The sequence below is a fragment of the Frankia sp. ACN1ag genome, assembly GCF_001414035.1.
GTDB classification, from domain to species: Bacteria; Actinomycetota; Actinomycetes; order Frankiales; family Frankiaceae; genus Frankia; species Frankia torreyi.
Map to the genome: position 1 here is coordinate 42,713 of NZ_LJPA01000017.1, position 19,818 is coordinate 62,530.

Here is a 19,818-nt window from a genome sequence, read left to right on the forward strand (position 1 = left end):
AACTCCTACCGAGATGCCTTCAGGCGTCGCCGGCAGATGAGTGCGCATCCGAGGGTGAGGAAGGTCTCGTGGATGTCGTCGCGTATCTCCCAGCGGATGTGCAGGCGGCGGAACCCGTGCAGGTGGGCGAACGAGCTCCGCCACCCGGCGTTGGGTACCGAGCCCGGAGCCGTTCTCGGTGCCGGACGGGCGATCAGGGGTTTGACGCCGAGGTCCAGGATCAGGCGGAGGTACTTGTCGTGGTTGGAGCCGCCGGGCCCCGTCCGCGGTTCCATGGTCGGACGGTTCTGCGTCAGACGGATTTCAGCATGCCACCGTCGATCACAAGTTCCGTGCCGCTCATGTTGGCGACCCGTCCTGAGGCCAGAAAGACCACCAGGTCGGNGATCTCCTCCGGGCGGGTGAACTGGCCTGTCGATACACCGATGGACGACGGAATCTGGTCGATGTAGTCCTCCAGTGCGACGCCGGCCCGGCGCGCGAACATGTCGCCCGGGCCGCCCGGCGCTGTCCACAGGTCCGTCAGCACCGGACCGGGAGAGATCGTGTTCACCCGCAGCCCGCGGCCGCCGAACTCCTCCGCCAGCGCCTTGCCCAGGTTCGACACCGCCGCCTTGAGCGCTGACTGTGCCACGAGCCGCGGCTGCGGCAGTCTGGCGTTGACCGAGCTGATGTTCACCACCGCGCCGCGGTGCTCCAGCAGGCTCGGGAGCGCCGCGCGTGTGGTTCGGACCGTCGGCATGAGCGTCATGGTGAACGTGTGCTGCCACGCGTCGTCGTCGAGTTGCAGGAAGCCGCCCGGAGGCGTCGAGGTACCCGCGACGTTGTTGACAAGCAAATCAATTCTGCCGTGTCGGTCCAGAGCGTGACGAACCAGCTGTTCCGGCGCCTCGGGAGCACCAAGGTCCATTTCGAGGGCGTCTGGCGCCAACTCCTTCAGTGCGCCGGTGATCGTGCGGCTCGCCGCGACGACGGCATAGCCCTCCCTGACCAGGGCCTGCACGATGGCAAGACCGATTCCGCGGCCTGCACCAGTCACCACGGCGACGCGTGTTTCCTTGATCGTCATCTGACAGGTCTTCCACTCTGCGGCGGCAATTCCGAACAAGCCTTTACAGACTAGCGGCGTCACTCACCCGGGAGCAGGCAGAGTATCGCCACGCTATCGGCCATTTTTGTCAATTCACTGATGAGGCGATGCGTGGGATGGGTGATCTGCAACGTGGTCGAGGGCGGCCGTCGCCGTCCGGACGCCTTCGCCGTACGAGGCAGCCGCCGCGCTGGGCCGCTGAAGCCACCAGCCGTAGCTGAAATGATCCCTTCAGGAGGGCGTTCGCCGACCGCTGGGACGTCCGGCCGCCGGGTGATCCAGTCAGTGGTCAGGACCCGATGCTATGGATTACTCGGGTCACCTGCCGGTCCTGGGGTGTTCCGCCCGTCCGCTGGTAACCGTCGCGTCCCGCAGGCCGAGGACGCCGCGGGCCATCAGCAGGGTCAGGCAGTGCAGCACCTGCTCGCGGGTGAGCACCGGATGGCGCAGCCAGGCGTTGTAGGGGAACTCGGTGAGCACCGTCCACAACACGATCGTCATGGTGGCGGGCGTCGCGGTGGCCGGCGTCGCTGTGGTCGGTGGTGCGGTGGTCGGTGGTGCCGCGGTCGGCGTCGTCGCGGTGGGCCAGGGGGTCGGCAGGCGGGCGGCGACGTCCTCGAGGTGAAGGCGCACCGCGCGGGCCAGCGGCCACAGCGGCGGGTTGTCCAGGATCTCGCAGGTCCAGATGTGGAACACGGTGCCGTGCCGTTCGACGATGCGCAGCCAGTCGTCGAGCCAGCGGGTCAGCTCGTCGACGGTGCCCACGGCGAGCAGCGCGTCGAAGTGGTCGCAGATGTGCACTGCGGCGCGGTGCGCCAGCGTCGTGAAGATGGCCGTGCGGTCCGCCCAGTAGCGGTAGAAGGTTCCGTGCGCGACGCCGGAGCGGGCGATGATGTCGTTGACGCTGGTGCCGGCGAGCCCGCGCTGCTCGAAGGCCGCGACCGCCGCCTCAGTGATCGTCTCTACGGTGGAGCGCCCCCGACCGGTGACGGATCTGCGCAGCCCCGGCGGCAGCGGCGCGTCCCGCTGCGCGGGGACCTCGCCGGATGACGGGCCGGCGGTGCGAGCCGTGCCGGTGGGACCGACGACGCCGGCGGCGCGGGCCAGCGCGGCGAGATCCGGCCGGGGGACGAGGCCGGCGGGGGACGGGCCGGGGGAGCGCGGGGTTGGCTCGCAGGAGCGGGGGGCCGGTTCGGGGGCGGGGAAGAACGAGCGGTGGATCATGCCCGCGAGGGCGTCGTGCAGCGCCTCGTCCTCGTCGGGGTGCCGTGCGATCTTGCCGCGGGCGTCGGAGACGATGTGCGTCCACTCGACGATGCAGATCACGGCGACGGAGAGCACCCGGGTGTCCACCCCGCCGGTGTCGGCGCGGGCCAGCCGCGGCGGCAGGCTCGCGGCGAGCACCTGCAGGTACTCCTCGGACGGGTTGTCGACGGACGCGTTGTCGACGAGGGCGGCCTCCGCGGTGGACAGCGGCCATTCGGCGAACACCGGTGAGTGGCGGCGCAGCACGGCGCCGAGCTCGCCCAGCCAGGCCCGGAACACCACGAACCCCGCTGGTCCCGCGCTGAGCACCGGCAGCCGCTGGAAGTGGTCGACCAGGTCGACGCCGAGCTCCTCGAAGAAGATCCGGAAGACCTCCAGCTTGCCGCGGAAGTACTGGTAGAAGGCGGCGTCGGAACGGCCGGTGGCCTCGGCCACCGCCTGGACGCTCGTGCCGTGGTAGCCGCGTTCGACGAACAGTCGCCGCGCCGCGGCGATGATCTCCTGGCAGGCGCGGGCGCCCTCCGCGCCGATCGCCTGGCTGGCCGGATACGGGGCACGCCGGCGCTGCGGCAGCCACGCGTCCCCGCCAGGAGCGAGCGTGACCCTTTCGGCGGGGAGCGTGTCCCTGTCGGGGGTGGGGGAGTCGGCGTCCGTGGCGTCCTGGCGCGGGCCGAGCGTGGGAAGCGGATCGGGCGTGGGAAGCGGATCGGGCGTCGGCAACCCGGCCTCCCTCGGGCCTCGTCGCAACGAGCGGTTCCCGGACGGTGATCCCGGCATCGCGTTGCGTGTGCAACGAGTGTATGCGGACGGGCATTGCACCAGGTGAAGAGGTGTCCGTGGCGGCCTGCGGCGATCGGGGCCCACCCCGGGGTTCCAATATGACAGGTGTCTTACTAGTGTGGTGGCTCACAGGCGGCCGGCGCTCGGGGGGAGCGCGCGGCCCCGCCGGCCGGACCACCGGCCGCACCATCCGTGCCGTCCGACCGGACCCCGCCCCTGCGGGCCACCGGTCCGCGGCCGACAGAGGCGAGAGAAGAGCATCCATGGGCTTGTTGGACGACCGGGTCGTGTTCATCACCGGGGCGGCGCGCGGGCAGGGCCGCTCGCACGCGGTGACGTTCGCCGAGCAGGGGGCGAACATCGTCGGCGTCGACATCTGTCGCGACCTCGAAGCCGTGCCCTACAAACTGGGCACCGCCGAGGACCTGGCCGAGACGGCCCAGCTGGTGGAGAAGGCCGGCGGGCAGATACTCACCGCCGAGGCCGACGTGCGCGACAAGGCCGCGCTGCAGGCCGCCTTTGACGCCGGGGTCGAGCGCTTCGGCCACATCGACACCGTCCTCGCCAACGCCGGGGTCATCCTCAGCAACAGCGACGAGCGTGACGCCGACGAGGCCCTGCGCCTCGGCATCGACATCATGCAGATCGGCGTGTGGAACACCTTCCAGGTCGCCATCCCGCACCTGATCGACCGCGGCCAGGGCGGCAACCTCGTCGCCACCAGCTCCATGGCGGCGCTGCTGCCGCTCACCGACGGCCGCGGTGGATCCGACGCCTACGGGATGGCCAAGAACGCCGTCATCGCGCTGGTCCGCTCGTACGCGAACTGGCTGGCCCCGCACCGCATCCGGGTCAACGCGGTGGCGCCGACGAACTGCGCGACGCCGATGGTCACCGAGAACCCGGCGCTGTTCGGCGTGATCGAGGCGAACCCCAACCTCGTCAACGCGATGCAGACGATGCTGCCCGACCTTCCCATGATCGAGCCCGGTGACGTCAGCCAGGCCATCCTGTTCCTCATCTCCGACGCCGCGCGCTCCTTCACCGGCAGCCTGCTCAAGGTCGACGCCGGCATGGACGTCCGTCGCTAGCACGGCGACGGCCAGGCCCGGCCGCCCGCTCACCCGATCGGATCACCGCCCCCCGGCGTGGTGGAGGCGGAGGACTTGCGGAGGACCCATGACGAGCGCGACCCCCACCNCCCCCACCACCCCCGCCGCGGCCGGTGCGACCGTGGCCGGCGAGGCCCGGATGCTCATCGACGGCAGGCTGGTCGAGGCCACCGGCGGCGCCGTCTACGACAACATCAACCCGGCCACCGAGCAGGTGCTGGGCCAGACCAGCGACGCCGCGGCCGTCGATCTGGACGCCGCGATCGCCGCGGCGCGGCGCGCCTTCGACGAGTCGGCGTGGTCGACCGACCGGGACCTGCGCCGCCGCTGCCTGCAGCAGCTCCAGCAGGCGCTGGAGGGCGAGCGCGAGGCGCTGCGTGCCGAGCTCGTCGCCGAGGCCGGCGCGCCCGTCGCCGTCACCGGCATCGCCCAGCTCGACTGGCCGCTGGCCGACGGGCTGCGCGCCCCGCTGGAGCTGATGGACAGCTTCCCCTGGGAGCGGTCCCTGCCCGACACCCACCTCATGGGCACCAGCCACCGGGCCGTCTGGCAGGAGCCGGTCGGCGTGGTCGCGGCGATCGTGCCGTGGAACTTCCCGTTCGAGGTCACGATCAACAAGCTGGGCCCGGCACTGGCGACCGGGAACACGGTCGTGCTCAAGCCCGCACCGGACACGCCGTGGAACGCCACCCGCATCGGCCGGCTCATCGCCGAGCAGACCGACATCCCGCCGGGTGTGGTCAACGTGGTGCCCTGCTCGGACAACGCCGTCGCCGGCCAGCTCCTCGTCGACCCGCGGGTCGACATGGTGTCGTTCACCGGGTCGACGGGGGTGGGCCGCCTCGTCGTGGAGAAGTCCGCGGCGACGATGAAGCGCACCCTGCTCGAACTCGGCGGCAAGTCGGCGATGATCGTTCTCGACGACGCCGACCTCGCCGCGGTGCTGCCGCTGGCCGGGTTCGGCGCCTGCCTGCACTCCGGGCAGGGCTGCGCGCTGCTCACCCGGGTGCTGCTGCCGCGCGAGCGCTACGCCGAGGGCGTGGAGATCCTCGCCGGGGTGATCGGCGCCCTGCCCTACGGCGACCCGACCGATCCCGCGAACCTCGCCGGCCCGCTCATCAACGCCCGCCAGCGCGAACGGGTCCTCGGCTACATCGAGGCCGGCCGGGCGCAGGGGGCCCGGGTCGTCGTCGGCGGCGGGCGGCCCGAGCACCTCCCGCGCGGGTACTACGTGCAGCCGACGCTGCTCGCCGACGTGGACAACACGATGACCGTCGCCCGGGAGGAGATCTTCGGGCCGGTGGTGTGCGCGATCCCGTTCGACGGCGAGGACGACGCGGTCCGCATCGCCAACGACAGCCCGTACGGCCTGTCCGGCGGGGTGTACTCGGCGTCGGTCGAGCGGGGGCTGGGCGTCGCCCGGCGCATCCGCACCGGCAGCATCAACGTCAACGGCGGGATGTTCTACGGCTCCGACGGCCCCTACGGGGGCTTCAAGCAGAGCGGCCTGGGCCGGCAGGGCGGCCTGGAGGGCTTCGCCTCCTACACCGAGGCCAAGACCGTCGGCTACGTCGGTGCCTGACCCGGACGCCGGCATCGGCGCCGGGGCGGGCGTGGGCGGCGCCGCCGGTGCCAGCGTGGCCGTCGGGGTCGAGGTCGGGGTCGGCGGGGGCTGGCTGGAGCGCGTCTTCGCGGTGCACGCGGGCAGTGCCCGCCCGGCGGTGCTCGACGCCGGCGGTCCGGTCAGCGGCGCCGAGCTCGTCGGGCGGGCGACCTACGCCGCCGAGTTCCTCATCGGGCTCGGTGTCGCGGCGGACACGCCGGTGCCGGCGCTGCTCACCAGCAATCCCGACGCGCTGGCGCTGCTGCTCGGCGGGGCGGCGGCCGACCGGCCGGTGGCCCCGCTCGGGCCCCGGCTGACCGCCACCGAACTCGCCGGCCCGGTGCGCGCCAGCGGCGCCGGCGTCCTGCTCACCGAACCGGCCTGGGCCGCCGTCGCGGCCGAGGCCGCGGCGCTGGCCGGGGCGCGGGTGATACCCGTGCCGGCGATGCGGGCGTCCGGCGCGGCCCCGCCGGTGCCGCGCGGACCGGTCGCGCTGTACCTGCACACCTCGGGCACCACCGGGGCGGCCAAGCGGGTGCCGGTCACCCAGGAGGTGCTCGCCGCGCGCACCGAGCTGCTGTCCGGCCTGCTCGACCTCGGCCCGGACAGTCGCTACGCCACCGGCTCGCCGCTGCACCACATCGGCGGGCTCGGCAACACCCTCGTCGCGGTGACCGTCGGCGCGACCGTGCTGCCGACGGCGCGCTTCAGCCACGAGTGGTGGGCCGGCCTGCGGGAGCAGGGCGCCACGCACTGCCAGCTCGTCCCGACGATGATCGAGATGCTGCTGGCCGAGGGGACGCTCGACGCGGTGGGGCTGCGCACCCTGATCTACGGTGCGTCGCCGATCAGCCCGGAGACCCTGCGCCGGGTGCAGACCGTGCTGCCCGGGGTGCGTCTGGTCAACCTGTTCGGCCAGACCGAGGGCAGCCCGCTGACCTGCCTGACCCCGGCCGACCACGACCGGGCCGCGGCCGGCGCCCCCGACCTGCTCGCCACCGTCGGGCGGCCCGTCCCCGGGCTGCGGCTGCGCATCGACGACCCGGACGACGCCGGGGTCGGCGAGGTGCTCGCCGCCGCGGCGCACCTGAGCGTGCACGCCGCCGACGGCTGGCTGCACAGCGGCGACCTCGGCTTCCTCGACGACGACGGCTACCTGCACCTCGTCGGTCGGCGCAACGACATGATCGTGCGCGGCGGGGAGAACGTGTACCCGCTGGAGATCGAGCACACGCTCGTCGAACATCCCGGGGTCGCCGACGTCGGGATCGTCGGGGTGCCCGACGCCCGGCTGGGGGAGACGCTGGCCGCGTTCGTCGTCCCCGCCGACCCCGACCGCCCGCCGCCCGCCGACGAGCTGCGCCAGTTCGTCCGCGACCGGCTGGCCGGGTTCAAGGTGCCCGCCTACTGGTACGTCGTGGACGCGCTGCCGCTCAACGCCGCCGGCAAGCTCACCCGCCCCGCCCTGCGCGCCCGCCACGACGCCGCTGCCGCCGGCAGCCTGTCGCCGTAGCGGGCCCTCGCCCGGAGTGTCCGGGCGAGGGCGCGGGCGGACGGGCGGGCGCGAGCGGGGTGGGTCGGTCAGGAGCCGGTGGTGGCGGGCAGCTCGTGGCCGCAGAGGTTCTCGCGGACGACGCTGAAGGCGTCACCGGTGCGGTTCGCCTGCACGAACGACCAGCAGGTGGTCTGCTTGCCCCGGTCGTGGGCCAGGTCCATCGGCTGGATCAGCCCGCCGGCGTCGTAGTTGTGCACCGCGTTCAGGGCGTTGACGAAACCCTCGCGGGTCGGGCAGGGACCGGCCTCGGTCAGCCCGCGCAGGAACAGGTCGGTGTCGATGTAGGCGATCATCGCCAGTTCCTGCTGCGGGTTGGGGACCTGCGGGGCGTAGCGCGACATCGCCGTGCGGTAGTTCGCGATTGCCGGGCCGCCGGCCTCGAAGGGGCGGTAGAACACCGGGATGGTCACGCCGGCCAGCGCGCCGCCGGAGTCGTGCAGGAGCTGGGTGTCGTAGCCGCTGACCGACAGGATCACGCGCAGGTTCACCCCGGCGGCGCGCACGGCGGTCAGGACCGCGGGCAGGTCGGGGGCGTTGATGACGGTGAGCAGGGTGTCGGCGCCGCTGTCGGCGATGCGCCGGGCGACGGACGCCGGGCTGTCCGCGTTCGCGGTGTAGGCGATCTCGCCGACGACCGGGATGCCGGCGGCCTGGGCGCTCTGGGTCATCTTGGCGCTGGTGTTGCCGACCCCGGCCGACAGCGCGGTCCGCAGCAGGATCGCCTTCGTCCCGCCCTGCGAGCGCAGGAACGTGCCGTAGGTGTCGGTCGCGGCGCCGGTGGTGGAGGAGAACGAGAACATGGTGCGGTACTTCGCCCAGACGTCGCCGGTGGCCAGCCCGCCGACCGGGACGCCGTGCTCGGCCAGGTACTGGGCGCTGCCGTCGGTGGCCAGGGAGTACTCCAGGATGCCGAAGACTCCTCGTTGCTCGACCAGGTCCCGGGCGGCGACGCCGTTGGCCGAGGGGTCGCCCTGGTCGTCCCGCCAGTCGTAGACGATCTTGCGTCCGTGGATGCCGCCGGCGGCGTTCGCCTGGCCGATGCGGGCGTCGACCCCGGCGCGGGTGGCGGCCATCGAGGCCGCCGTCGGCCCGGAGTCGGGATAAAGAAGCCCGAGCCTGACCTCCGATGAGGTCACGCCCGGGCTGTCACAGGGTCCCGCCGACGACGCGGTCGGGGACGAGCACGCGCTCGCCCCCGCGGCGACTAACGCCAGCACGGCGGCAGCGCTGGATAACGATAAGGAACGGCGACGCATCGTGAACCCCCGTGGAAGCGGTCAGGGAAGGGAGGGGACAAGAGGGAAAGGGGCAAAATGGACAATTGGTGTACCATGGAGGTGGCTGGACAACGGTGCAGGCAGCCGGGGAACGGTGAAGGAAAAGGACATGCCCCGGCGCCGTGGGACGCCGGGGTTCGGGGTGGTACTCGGGACGGCGGGAACGATCAGGCGCGGGCCGCCGGCCCGGCGGTCGGGCACGCCGGCCGCCGACCGCCCACGCCTGGTGCCGCGCTCACCCGCCGGCCAGCGGCCCGCCGAGCGGCGGTGGCGGGCGGCGGTGGCGCGGACTCAGCTCTCGTAGCGGGGTGTGCCGCGGTAGCCGAAGAAACGTTCGAAGTTCTCGTCGTTGATCGGCCGCCGCGAGTTGCGCTCCAGGGCGTCGCGCAACGCCGCGAGCCGGGCACGCTCGCGCCCGACACGCTCGGCGTCCACCGGCTCGGCGCCCTCCAACTCGGTGACCAGGGTGTTCTGCGCTTCGATCTCCTCGGCGAGGCGTACCGCCACCTCGCTGTAGGTGAGCAGATCCTGGTCGTCCTCGTCCTCGCGTTGCGGGACGGCGGCGGGGTTGGTCCCTGCGTCGGTCATGCGTACACCGTCCTTTCTGCGGTCCTCGCGGGGGGCTGTGACCCCCCGCGTCGGCAATCCCACGTGTCGGCGGAGCTCCACCTCACGTCCGTCGATCGGCACGCCCGTCGATCGTCAGAGTTCGATGGGAACCCAGCCGGCGCCCTCGGACGACCGGTGCGCCGCGTCGATGATCTCCAGGCTCAGCAGCCCGTCGGTGAACGTGGGGACCGGGGTGGGCTGGCCGTCGAAGGCGGGCAGCCAGTCCTCGAGCATCAGCGCCATCGCCCGGCTGCCGTGCCCGGCCAGGCCCTCGGGCAGGTGCTGCGGGGCGGCGGGCTCGCGCTCGATCGGGGCCAGTGGCGCCAGCCCCTTCTCGCTCGCCGGACCCGCCTGGTAGGTGGTGTGGCGCAGGCTGCCGTCGGCGACGATGGTGCCCTCCCCGCCCAGCAGCTCGAGGCGGAAGTGGTCGACGTTCGCGCCGATCGTGGAGACGCTCAGGATCGCGATCGCGCCGGAGGCGAGCCGCAGCAGCACCGCGGAGGTGTCGTCCGCGGTCACGGCCAGTTCCCCGCCGTCGGGCAGCGCCCGCGTCGGCACCGAGCTGCGCACGTCGGCACACACCGCCACCGGCGGCCCCAACAGCGAGCAGACGAAGTCCAGGTCGTGGACGAGCATGCCGGCGAGGTAGCCGCCGCCCTGGGCGCGGTCGTACATCCAGGCGGCCTGCAGGGGCCGGCTCGGATGCCAGTAGGAGGCGCTGCGGCTGACCCGGGCCACGTGCGGGGTGCCGAGCAGCCCGGCCCGCACCTTGTCGGTGATCGCCAGCCACTCCGGGTTCCAGCGGTTCTCGAAGCAGCAGCCGGTCGGCCGGCCCGACGCCTGCGCCGCGGCGACCATCTCCCTGGCCTGCGCCGGATCGGCGGCCAGGGGCTTCTCGCACAGCACGGCCTTGCCCGCATCCAGCGCGGCGAGGGTGATCTCGTGGTGCAGCGCGGTCGGGGTCGCGACCGAGATCAGATCAAGGTCGTCGCGGCGTACGAACGAGCGCCAGTCGGTCGAGGTGTCGTCGATGCCCAGCCGGGCGGCGACCTTCCCGAGCCGCTCCGGCGTCCGCGCGCACAGCGCCACCGGCTCGTACCCCTGAGCCGCCCGGTAGGCCGGAGCCTGAACGATCGCCCCCCAGCCGACCCCCACGATGCCCACCCGCAGCGTCATCGGACCACCCGCGCTGTCATGTCGCCTCCCACGCGACGGACGCCCGCCGCCCTGCCGCATTGACGCATTGCCGAAACCAAAGGCTAATTGGTTAGACACTAGTGCGGGACTCCTCCGGCGGGCAACGCAGGCCCGGCAGCCGGCGCCGCAGGCTGGCCGGAGGCGACGACGCCGCCCCGATACCGTCACGAATCCGGCCTGAACGGTTGGCGGGAGGGCGGTATCGAGGCCCGCGTCTGAGCGGCGCCCTACACTTGCCTGCGGGAATGCCCTGTCGGGGCCGGTGGAGGAGTGGGAATGCGTGAGGGGGCGCCGGGTGGTGGTCGAACCCGAGCGTGAGCCGCTCCTGCCATCGCGGCGGCGGGATCCGTATCCGGTCAGTCCCGTGATCGGTCCGGAAGGCGAGCGGGCCTGTGCGGAGATCGTGGCGGCGGCCCGCGGCCTGTTCGCCCGGCGCGGCTACCACGGCACCAGCATCCTGGCGATCACAGAGGCCACGGGCCGCTCGGACACCGCCTTCTACCAGTACTTCCAGAGCAAGATCGAGTTGTTCGCCCTCTTCTACGAGCAGCTCGGCCGGGACCTCGTCCGCCACTTCCGCGGCCAGCGGGTCATCGAGCCCGGACCGGCCGGGCTGACGGAGTTCCGCGCCTGGCTCGAGGGCCTCGACGACGTCCTGCGCCGGCACTCGCCCGTCTTCGCCGCCTGGCCGCTGGTCGCGGACGACGCCCTGATGCCAGAAGATCCCTCCGAGCAGTACCTGCACGTGCTCGCGGAGGAGATGCGGCCTCGGCTGGCGCTCGCCGGCACCGGTCCGGTGGACACCCGCGTCCTCGCGATCGCGATCATCAGTCTCATGCAGTGGACGCACGTCGTGCTCGATCCACGCCGCCCCGGCGTCCTGCCGCCCGAATCGTCCGTGCACGCCACGCTTGCGACGATCATCCACTCCTCGCTGTTCCCGCGGGAGGCCGGCGCCGTGGGCGCCGTGGGCGCCGACGGCGACCCGCCGCCCTGGCCGGACCTTCTCCTGGACAGCAGCACGGATCGCGCGGACCCGCTCGGCGCCTGGCGCGAGACGGCCCCGCTCGGCCTTCGTCGGCGGGTCACCCGGCGGGCCGAACCGACGATCCGGCGCATTCTCGCCGCCGCCAATCAGGCGTTCGAGCGAGGCGGGCTGGCCGGTACGAGCGTCGACGACATCACCGCCGAGGCCGGCGTCGCCCACGGCACGTTCTACCAGTACTGGGAGGACCGGTACGCGATCTTCGCGACGCTGGCCCACCAGGCGGCGGTCGACATCTGCACCCACCTCGACGACCTGCTGCGCGCCGAGGACGAGAGCGACATCCTGGCCTGGATCGACCGCTGGTTGGACGTGCTGCGACGGCGCGGCCCCACCCTGCACGTGTGGACGACCGAGGTGCTGCCGACCGCCCCGCTGCAGCGGCTGAGCCGTCAGCTTCGGACCCACCTCGACGCGGTCACCGCGCGGCTGCTGGCGCGGTGGGCGCCGGGACGATCGCTGGACCCGTCGGCGGCCGCCATCGTGCTGTGGGTCCTGCTGGGGGAGTTTCCCTACCACGCCTGGCAGCGCCATCCGGTCCTCGACCGCGACGACGTCCATCGCTCGCTCGCGCTCCTGCTCGTCGGTGGTCTGCTCGGCGCTCGCACACCCCTGTCCGCCGGCGGCCCGCCCCGCTGAGTGGGCGGGGTCAGGCCGGCCCGGCGACGGCCGTGCAGAACGTGACGAGATGGTCGCGTTCCACGGCGTCGGGCCCCGTGCCGGTGGCGACGTGGCGCTCGAGCGCGCCGAGGACCACGTCCAGGATGGCCCGTGCGTCCAGCTCCGGGTGAGGGCGTCCGGCCGCGGCCAGGGGCGTGACCAGCAGGTCGCCGAGCTGGTTGTCGAGGGTCGACCGCCCCGGTTCGGGGCCGCCCGAGCCCAGCGTGAGCCGGCTGATCGCGATGCTCTGCGTGGCGACCTCGGGGCTGGTGAGCTGACTGAGCAGCCCCTGGACCCAGGCGGCGACCTGATCGGCGGGGCTGGTCTCCTTGGCCATCTGGTGGCCCAGGTAGGAACGGACCCGCAGGACGCCGCGCTCCATCACGGCGTGCAGCAGTTCGCTCTTGCCCGCGAAGTAGCGGTAGAAGGTCTGGTTGGAGGTGCCGGCTTCGGCGACGATGTCGCTCACCCGCGGCTCCGCCGGGGCGACCCGGACCGCCACCCGCAGGGCGGCGTCGAGGATCTGCTCGAGCTCGTCGAGGGCGTCGCGCTGGTGGCGGCGCAGTGCTCGATCGACTGCGGCGCGTACGGACGCGGGCGCTGNGTCCCACTCCAGTCGGGTCGACTCCATGGATGCCAGTGTGCCGTGCGTGGCGGGCGAAGCGGGGCCGGATCCGGCCATGTCGCAGAATCTGGTTCTGAGATGGACAGAATGCTATTCTGCCCAACGTCCCGCTCCCGTCGACGAGGAGGTCCGGATGGGGAACCCGATCCAGCCCGCCAACCCGCGCCAGCCTGCCGCACTGAGCCGGTGCCCGCGGTGAGCGCGGGTGCGGCGGCACAGGGCGTGGCGCTCGATGTCGCCCGGCTGGCCCGCTGGCTCGACGCCGAGCAGGTGCCCGGGGCGGGCGAGCTGCCCGTCGTCGAGCGGCTCACCGGTGGTTCGCAGAACGAGCTGTACTCGCTGACCCGCGGCGGCGAGCGCACGGTGCTGCGGATGCCCCCGGCGGCCGCGAGCGCGTCCCGCGTCGACGGGCTGCGCAGGGAGCTGCGACTGCTGCGCGCGCTGCGCGGAACCGACGTGCCCCACGCCGAGCTCGTCGCCGGTGACCCCACCGGCGAGGTGCTGGGAATGCCGTTCTACGTCATGCGCGCCATCGACGGCTGGAGCCCGACCGCGACCTGGCCGGCCCCGTTCGACACCGACCCGGCCGCCCGTCGCGGGCTGGCGTTCGAGCTCGTCGACGGCATCGCGAAGCTGTCCCGGGTCGACTGGCGGGCCCGCGGGCTGGAGGGGTTCGGCCGCCCGGAGAACTTCCACGAACGCCAGGTCGACCGCTGGCTGACGTTCCTCGGCGCCTACCGCTTCCGCGAGCTGCCCGGCCTCGACTCCGCGGCGGACTGGCTGCGGGCGAACCGGCCGGCCACCTTCGAACCCGGGATCATGCACGGCGACTACCAGTTCGCCAACGTGATGTTCCAGCACGGCGCCCCGGCCCGGCTCGCCGCCATCATCGACTGGGAGATGACGACGGTCGGCGACCCGCTGCTCGACCTCGGCTGGGCGCTGCTCGGCTGGGACGGGGAGCAACCGCGCACCGAGGGCTTCTACCTCGACGTCTCCGGCATGCCGCGCCGGGCCGAACTGCTGGAACACTACGAGCGGGTGAGCGGACGCTCGACCGCGGACATCGACTACTACCTGGTGCTGGCCAACTGGAAGCTCGGCGTGGTGCTGGAGAAGAGCTACGCGGCCTTCAGCAGCGGCGGGACGGTCGACCCCAAGGTCGAGACGTTCGGGCCGCTGGTGCTGCAGCTGCTGGCCACCGCCGCCGACCTCGCCCGCTCGCTGCCGGCCCGGAGAGGCTGACCATGGGATACGCGGACACCCTGTTCGACCTGACCGACCGCGTCGTGCTCATCACCGGCGGCAGCCGCGGGCTCGGCCGGGAGATGGCCTTCGGCGCGGCGCGCTGCGGCGCCGACGTTGTCATCGCCAGCCGCGACCTCGACTCCTGCACGGCCACCGCCGCCGAGATCGAGGCCGAGACCGGCCGCACGGCCCTGCCGTACGCGGTGCACGTCGGACGCTGGGACGAGCTGCCCGGCCTCGTCGACGCCGCCTACGAGCGGTTCGGCAAGGTCGACGCACTGATCAACAACGCCGGGATGTCGCCGTTGTACGACACCCTCGGTGACGTCAACGAGAAGCTGTTCGACGCGGTCGTCAACCTGAACCTCAAGGGTCCCTTCCGACTGTCGGTGCTCGTCGGCGAACGGATGGTGGCCGCGGGCCGCGGTTCCATCGTCAACGTCAGCTCCACCGGCTCCATCCGCCCGACGCCGGCGATCCTGCCGTACGCCGCGGCCAAGGCCGGCCTCAACGCGCTCACCGAGGGCCTCGCGCTCGGCCTCGGCCCGCACGTGCGCGTCAACACTCTCATGTCCGGCCCGTTCTACACCGACGTCAGCAAGCACTGGGACCTCGACGCCGTCGCCGAGGCGGCCAGGTCACACGCGCTGCAGCGCGCCGGTGACCCGCGCGAGATCGTCGGTTCCGCGCTGTACCTGATCTCGGATGCGTCCAGCTACACCTCCGCCGCGACCCTGCGGGTCGACGGCGGCATCCCCTGAGCCGACACCATCCCCTGAGTCGACACCGATCCTGAGCCGACACCGGCCCGAGTGCTGGGAGGAAAAGCCATGGCATGGGACTTCTCGACCGATGCCGAGTTCGAGGCCAAGCTCGACTGGGTCCGGGCGTTCGTGCGCGAGGAAGTGGCACCGCTCGACGTGCTGTTCCCGGGCTGCGAGTACCTGCCCCTCGACGACGAGCGACGCGCGATCGTCGACCCGCTCAAGCAGCGGGTGCGCGACGAGGGCTTGTGGGCCCCGCATCTGGGCCCGGAGCTCGGCGGGCAGGGTTTCGGCGCGGTGAAGCTGACCCTGCTCAACGAGATCCTTGGCCGCACGGACTGGGGGCCGATCGTCTTCGGCACCCAGGCGCCCGACACCGGCAACGCCGAGATCATCGCCCGGTTCGGCACCCCGGAGCAGAAGGAGCGCTACCTGGCGCCCCTGCTGGCCGGTGAGATCTTCTCCTGTTTCTCCATGACGGAGCCGCAGGGGGGCGCCGACCCGCGGGTGTTCACCACCCGGGCGCGACGCGAGGGCGACGAGTGGGTGATCGACGGCCGCAAGTACTGGTCGTCCAACGCCGCGGTGGCCTCGTTCCTCATCATCGTCGCGATCACCAATCCCGACGTCCCCGTGCACCACGGTGCGTCGACGTTCCTCGTCCCGCGCGACACCCCGGGCGTGGTGATCGAGGACAGCCACCACGTGTTCGGCGCGCACCACCACGAGCCGGGCCACTCCCTCGTCCGCTACGAGGGGGTGCGGGTGCCGGCGGACGCGCTGCTCGGCCACGAGGGGCGCGGCTTCGAGGTGGCCCAGTCCCGGCTGGCCGGCGGCCGGCTGCACCACGCCATGCGCGCCATCGGCGTCGCCCAGCGGGCCATCGACATGATGGGACAGCGGGCCCGCAGCCGGTTCACCCAGGGCAGCTCGCTGGCCGACAAGCAGTTCGTGCAGGGGTTCATCGCCGACTCCTACACCGAGCTGATGCCGTTCCGGCTCGCCGTGCTGCACGCCGCCTGGCTCATCGACACCCAGGGGGAGCACGCCGCCCGTACCGACATCGCGGCCCTGAAGGTGCTCACCCCGAAGGTCATCCAGTCCATCGTGCTGCGGGCGATCCAGGTCCACGGCGGGCTCGGCATCACCGAGCAGCTCCCCCTCGTCGACATGTTCACCACGGGACTCGCCCTCGGCCTCGCCGACGGGCCCACCGAGGCGCACAAGGTCAACCTCGCCCGCCAGCTCCTGCGGCACTACGAGGCCGACGACCCGGCGTGGCCCGAGGAGTTCCTCGGCCGTCGCCTCGCTGCGGCCCGGGAGAAGTACGGCGATCTCGTCGCCACCGTCCCGTCGGTGCCCGCCGGGCCGCCGGTGGTGCAGCCAGGGGTGTGACGGCGCCCGCGGGGCTCAGGCCTCGAGCACCGCGGTGATGAACCCGCCGATGGTGGTGACGACGTCGGCGTCGTCGACCGGCAGGTGCTGGGCGTGGCAGTGGTACCAGGTGCGGTCCATCATCGACTGCACCGCCAGGCCCAGCGCCTCGGGTGCGTCGGTGGGGGTGCGCTGGCGACCCCGCAGGTGCACCCCGAGCAGCCAGGCCACCCGCATCTGCATCTTGTTGCTCGCCGCGCCGACGCTCTCGTCGGCCGGGCCGGACTGCGCCGAGAGAATGAACGCGCCGTGCTGGTCCATGAACGCGAAGTACTTCCACACCCAGGCCACGACGTCGGCCTGGGTGCAGGGCCGCGGGATGGTCTCCCACTCGGCGATGACCTGGAGGAGTTCCTGAAAGGTGGCCTGGCCCAGGGTGTCGAAGATTTCCCGCTTGTCGCGGAAGTAGGTGTAGAAGCCGGCGCGGGAGATGCCGCAGGCGTCGGTGATGTTGTTGATGCGGGTGCCGGCGTACCCGCGTTCCAGGAAGAGCTTCTTGGAGGCGTCGAGGATCGCGTTGCGGGTGCGCGCCGCGCGCCAGCCCAACCGGCCGGCCGCGGTCTCGACGCCGGCCGGCTCGACCTGCGGGATCCGGGGATCGCCGTCGGGGGCCGTGCCCTCGTCGACGATCTCCGCGGAGGTTGAGTCGCCCATGGTCGATCCAGTGTATGGAGTGCCGGCCGCGCAACTGTGACGGACGCGTCAGAGGTTGCTCACACACGCGGGTCGCCCCCACACGCGGGTCGCCCCCACACGCGGGTTGCTCACACACGCGGGTCGCCCCCACACGCGGGTCGCCCCCACACGCGGGCTGGTAAGGCACGCGCTCGGGCGCGCCTGGCCGGCGATCAGCGAGTCCGGTGCTCCCGTATCATCCACCCGGAGCGCCGCAGCGCCGCCGAACCGTCGGTGCCGTCGTGCGTTGGCCGACGCGGGCACCCGGTCGGGACGAGCGCGAAGGGGTGTGTCGGCGGGATGGGCCCCAGTGGCTGAGACGTCGCTGCGGCTTGCCGCCGACGACCCGGACCGCGCCGAGCGGGAGCGTCGGGCGATCATCCGCGCCGCGCACCGGCTGATCGGCCGGGAGGGGCGCGCGACGACGCCGCTGGAGGACATCCTGCGCGGCGCCGGGGTGAACAGGCGCACCTTCTACCGGCACTTCCCGTCCAAGGACGCGCTGATCCTGACCATGCAGCGGGAGGCCGCCGCCGGGGTGCGCGACAGCCTGCGCGCGGTGGTGCGCCAGGCCGGCGACGCCCGGGCCGCCGTCGTGGCATGGATCGAGGAGCTGCTCGCGATCGGCTGGGACGAACGCGCCAGCCGGGACGGGCGGACGTTCATGACCCCGGAGGTCGGTCTCGTCGTCGGCATCGCCGAGGCCCTGGAGGACATCTACGCCGAGCACCGGGGCATCCTCGCGGAGGTCCTCGCCGCCGGGCGCACCGACGGCAGCCTGCCCGCCGCGGAGCCGGAGTGGGACGCCCTCGCGATCCACGCCGTCGTCGTGCGCTACCTGGAGATGCGGGCGCGCGGGCGGCTGGACCGGCCCTTCGCCGCGGTGGTGGACGACGTCGTACGCAGGTTCCTCCCGGCGGCGCCCGGGACGCGGGGCTGACCGGCACGCAGGGCTGATCACCCCCAGGTCACGGGCCCGCCCCAAACGATGGTCACCTTGGACGGGTATCGTCACCATCCCGGTCGGTACCAGCCGGGAGTCGACCCGTGCCGAGCGCGGGCGTCGGCTGTAGGGGAAGGTAACGATGACACCGGGTCCTCTTCTCTACGCGCTCTACACCCGGCGGCTGCGCCGGCAGGTCATGGCCGGCCCGCTGCCGGCCCACGTCGGGCTGGTCATGGACGGCAACCGCCGCTGGGCCCGCGAGATGGGCCTGGCCAACCCCAGCCTGGGCCACCGCTACGGCGCCGAGCATGCCGAGGACGTGCTGTCCTGGTGCGAGGCCGTCGGCATCCGCCACGTCACCGTGTTCGTCTGCTCGACCGAGAACCTGCAGCGCCGCGGCGACGCCGAGGTCGCCTTCCTCATGCAGGTCATCGAGCAGGTGGTCAGTGACCGGCTCGCCCGGCCCGACGCCCGCTGGCAGGTCCACCTCGCGGGCATGCTCGACGCGCTGCCCGACAGCACCGCGCGAGTGCTCAAGGACGCGGTCGAGACGACCCGTGCCTGCACGACCGGCTTCCACGTCACCCTCGCCGTCGGCTACGGCGGGCGGCAGGAGGTCATCGAGGCGCTGCGTGAGCACCTGTACGAACGCGCCGAGGCCGGTGACTCCCTCGCCGACGCCGCCGCCTCGCTGACCATGGACGACATCGCCCGCCACCTCTACACCGCCGGGCAGCCCGACCCGGACCTGGTGATCCGGACCTCCGGCGAGCAGCGGATGTCGAACTTCCTGCTCTGGCAGAGCGCCTACTCGGAGCTGTACTTCTGCGAGGCCTACTGGCCCGCGTTCCGCGAGATCGACTTCCTGCGCGCCCTGCGCAGCTTCGCCGCCCGCGGGCGCCGGCACGGCGCCTGAGCCGACCGGCCGTGCCGGCGGTCGGCCGCGGCGAGCCGGGTATGGCAGAAACTGCCAGACGCTGCTAGCGTCACCATCCTTCGCGAACCGAAGGAGTGCAGCCATGAGTCCTGTACCCCGTCCGGATCCGGTCGTCATCGAGGCGGCAATCTCCCCGCTGCGCGACGGGCGACAGCTTCAGACCACCGAGGAACTCATCGCCCAGGCTCGGGAGTCCCTGGCCGCCGGGGCCGGCATCATCCACCATCACCACAACTTCCGCCTGGCCCGCGACGAGGCCGTCGCCCAGGTCCTGCGCATTCAGCGCGAGGTGCTCGACACCTACCCGGACGCCTTCCTCTACAACGACTACCTGCGCGGCGAGAAGGTCATGGCGGAGAAGAACGCCCATCTCCAGCCGCTGGCCGACGCCGGCCTGCTCACCATGGCGGCGCTGGACCCGGGGCTGACGCAGTTCGCCGTGCTCGACGACGACGGCCTGCCGTCGCGCCACCGGCAGGCCGGGGCCGACTACGCGTCCGCGCACGAGGTCGTCGCGTTCGCCCGCCGCACCGGCGCCGCGCTGAGCATCGGCATCTACGACCCGAGCAACCTGCGCTGGACCCTCGCCTACGCGGCCAGGGGCATGTTCCCGGCCGGCTCCGTCATCAAGCTGTACTTCGGCGGCCGGTACCTGATCAACGGCGCGCCCACCGCCGGGTTCGGACTGCCCCCCACCCGGCAGTCCCTCGACATGTACCTGTCGATGATGGACGGATGCGCACTGCCGTGGGTCGTCAGCATCCAGGGCGGCGTGCTGCTCGACTCCGAGCTGGCCCGCTACGCCCTGGAACGCGGCGGTCATCTCCGGGTCGGCATCGAGGACATGGCCGCCCTCAACGCCATGACCAACCGCGAGACTGTCGAGGCCGCGACCGCGCTCGCCGCCGACGTCGGTCGTCCCGTGGCGACCGGCGCCGCGGCGAAGGCCGTCCTGCGGGGCGAGCGGGCCGTGGCGGCCTGACCGCCCGGCCGCC

The 19,818-nt window shown here is 72.6% G+C and carries 17 protein-coding genes and 2 pseudogenes; 10 read left to right on the plus strand and 9 right to left on the minus strand.

Annotation, left to right across the window (positions count from 1 at the left end):
* Positions 1-5: 5 nt before the first annotated feature.
* From UK82_RS42810 to UK82_RS16770, 4 genes and pseudogenes are all read right to left on the minus strand, one after another.
* The gene (locus UK82_RS42810) at positions 6-275 is read right to left on the minus strand and encodes a hypothetical protein (protein WP_173667305.1); all 270 of its coding nucleotides are present in this window, start codon (positions 273-275) and stop codon (positions 6-8) included.
* Positions 276-292: 17 nt separating this feature from the next.
* Positions 293-384: pseudogene (locus UK82_RS38295) on the minus strand (3-oxoacyl-ACP reductase); the annotation flags it as partial.
* Between the two features lies 1 nt (position 385).
* Positions 386-1,069: pseudogene (locus UK82_RS16765) on the minus strand (SDR family NAD(P)-dependent oxidoreductase); the annotation flags it as partial.
* A gap of 339 nt (positions 1,070-1,408) precedes the next feature.
* The gene (locus tag UK82_RS16770) at positions 1,409-3,076 is read right to left on the minus strand and encodes a TetR/AcrR family transcriptional regulator (protein ID WP_236706024.1); all 1,668 of its coding nucleotides are present in this window, start codon (positions 3,074-3,076) and stop codon (positions 1,409-1,411) included.
* Between the two features lie 323 nt (positions 3,077-3,399).
* On the opposite strand from UK82_RS16770, the gene UK82_RS16775 reads away from it, so the two are divergent.
* The 3 genes from UK82_RS16775 to UK82_RS16785 all read left to right on the plus strand — a co-directional run bounded on the left by UK82_RS16775 (position 3,400) and on the right by UK82_RS16785 (position 7,364).
* On the plus strand, positions 3,400-4,227 hold the full coding sequence (locus UK82_RS16775; RefSeq protein WP_055408068.1) for a mycofactocin-coupled SDR family oxidoreductase: 828 nt from the start codon (positions 3,400-3,402) through the stop codon (positions 4,225-4,227).
* A gap of 160 nt (positions 4,228-4,387) precedes the next feature.
* The gene (locus UK82_RS16780; RefSeq protein ID WP_044883339.1) at positions 4,388-5,830 is read left to right on the plus strand and encodes an aldehyde dehydrogenase family protein; all 1,443 of its coding nucleotides are present in this window, start codon (positions 4,388-4,390) and stop codon (positions 5,828-5,830) included.
* A complete protein-coding gene (locus UK82_RS16785; protein ID WP_236706025.1) occupies positions 5,823-7,364 on the plus strand; it encodes a class I adenylate-forming enzyme family protein in 1,542 nt (513 codons plus the stop codon). The genes UK82_RS16780 and UK82_RS16785 overlap by 8 nt, the downstream gene beginning before the upstream one ends.
* Before the next feature lie 68 nt (positions 7,365-7,432).
* Here UK82_RS16785 and UK82_RS16790 read toward each other — a convergent pair whose 3' ends face one another.
* From UK82_RS16790 to UK82_RS16800, 3 genes are all read right to left on the minus strand, one after another.
* Positions 7,433-8,662, minus strand: a complete 1,230-nt coding sequence (locus tag UK82_RS16790; protein ID WP_044883252.1) for an ABC transporter substrate-binding protein — start codon at positions 8,660-8,662, stop codon at positions 7,433-7,435.
* Between the two features lie 312 nt (positions 8,663-8,974).
* Positions 8,975-9,271, minus strand: a complete 297-nt coding sequence (locus tag UK82_RS16795) for a hypothetical protein (protein ID WP_044883251.1) — start codon at positions 9,269-9,271, stop codon at positions 8,975-8,977.
* A 114-nt stretch (positions 9,272-9,385) separates the two neighbouring features.
* The gene (locus tag UK82_RS16800) at positions 9,386-10,468 is read right to left on the minus strand and encodes a Gfo/Idh/MocA family protein (protein WP_044883250.1); all 1,083 of its coding nucleotides are present in this window, start codon (positions 10,466-10,468) and stop codon (positions 9,386-9,388) included.
* A 385-nt stretch (positions 10,469-10,853) separates the two neighbouring features.
* Here UK82_RS16800 and UK82_RS16805 point away from each other — a divergent pair, with 385 nt between their 5' ends.
* On the plus strand, positions 10,854-12,173 hold the full coding sequence (locus tag UK82_RS16805) for a TetR/AcrR family transcriptional regulator (RefSeq protein WP_236706026.1): 1,320 nt from the start codon (positions 10,854-10,856) through the stop codon (positions 12,171-12,173).
* Positions 12,174-12,183: 10 nt separating this feature from the next.
* On the opposite strand, the gene UK82_RS16810 is transcribed toward UK82_RS16805, so the two are convergent.
* Positions 12,184-12,797: TetR/AcrR family transcriptional regulator (locus UK82_RS16810; protein WP_236706027.1), on the minus strand; the 614-nt coding region annotated here is incomplete at its 5' end.
* Positions 12,798-13,014: 217 nt separating this feature from the next.
* Here UK82_RS16810 and UK82_RS16815 point away from each other — a divergent pair.
* From UK82_RS16815 to UK82_RS16825, 3 genes are all read left to right on the plus strand, one after another.
* On the plus strand, positions 13,015-14,064 hold the full coding sequence (locus tag UK82_RS16815; RefSeq protein ID WP_055408072.1) for a phosphotransferase family protein: 1,050 nt from the start codon (positions 13,015-13,017) through the stop codon (positions 14,062-14,064).
* A gap of 2 nt (positions 14,065-14,066) precedes the next feature.
* Complete coding sequence (locus UK82_RS16820; protein WP_044883248.1) at positions 14,067-14,828, plus strand: SDR family NAD(P)-dependent oxidoreductase; 762 nt, start codon at positions 14,067-14,069, stop codon at positions 14,826-14,828.
* A 69-nt stretch (positions 14,829-14,897) separates the two neighbouring features.
* The gene (locus UK82_RS16825; RefSeq protein WP_044883247.1) at positions 14,898-16,226 is read left to right on the plus strand and encodes an acyl-CoA dehydrogenase family protein; all 1,329 of its coding nucleotides are present in this window, start codon (positions 14,898-14,900) and stop codon (positions 16,224-16,226) included.
* 15 nt (positions 16,227-16,241) lie between these two features.
* Here the strand turns inward: UK82_RS16825 and UK82_RS16830 are convergent, their stop codons facing one another.
* Positions 16,242-16,919 (minus strand): TetR/AcrR family transcriptional regulator, encoded by a 678-nt coding sequence (locus tag UK82_RS16830; protein ID WP_082121609.1) that lies wholly within the window; start codon positions 16,917-16,919, stop codon positions 16,242-16,244.
* A 331-nt stretch (positions 16,920-17,250) separates the two neighbouring features.
* Between UK82_RS16830 and UK82_RS16835 the strand changes: the two genes are divergently transcribed.
* The 3 genes from UK82_RS16835 to UK82_RS16845 all read left to right on the plus strand — a co-directional run bounded on the left by UK82_RS16835 (position 17,251) and on the right by UK82_RS16845 (position 19,805).
* Positions 17,251-17,880 (plus strand): TetR/AcrR family transcriptional regulator, encoded by a 630-nt coding sequence (locus tag UK82_RS16835; RefSeq protein WP_044883246.1) that lies wholly within the window; start codon positions 17,251-17,253, stop codon positions 17,878-17,880.
* 145 nt (positions 17,881-18,025) lie between these two features.
* Positions 18,026-18,802, plus strand: a complete 777-nt coding sequence (uppS, locus tag UK82_RS16840) for a polyprenyl diphosphate synthase (protein WP_044883245.1) — start codon at positions 18,026-18,028, stop codon at positions 18,800-18,802.
* A 103-nt stretch (positions 18,803-18,905) separates the two neighbouring features.
* Positions 18,906-19,805 (plus strand): 3-keto-5-aminohexanoate cleavage protein, encoded by a 900-nt coding sequence (locus UK82_RS16845; protein ID WP_044883244.1) that lies wholly within the window; start codon positions 18,906-18,908, stop codon positions 19,803-19,805.
* Positions 19,806-19,818 lie beyond the last annotated feature (13 nt).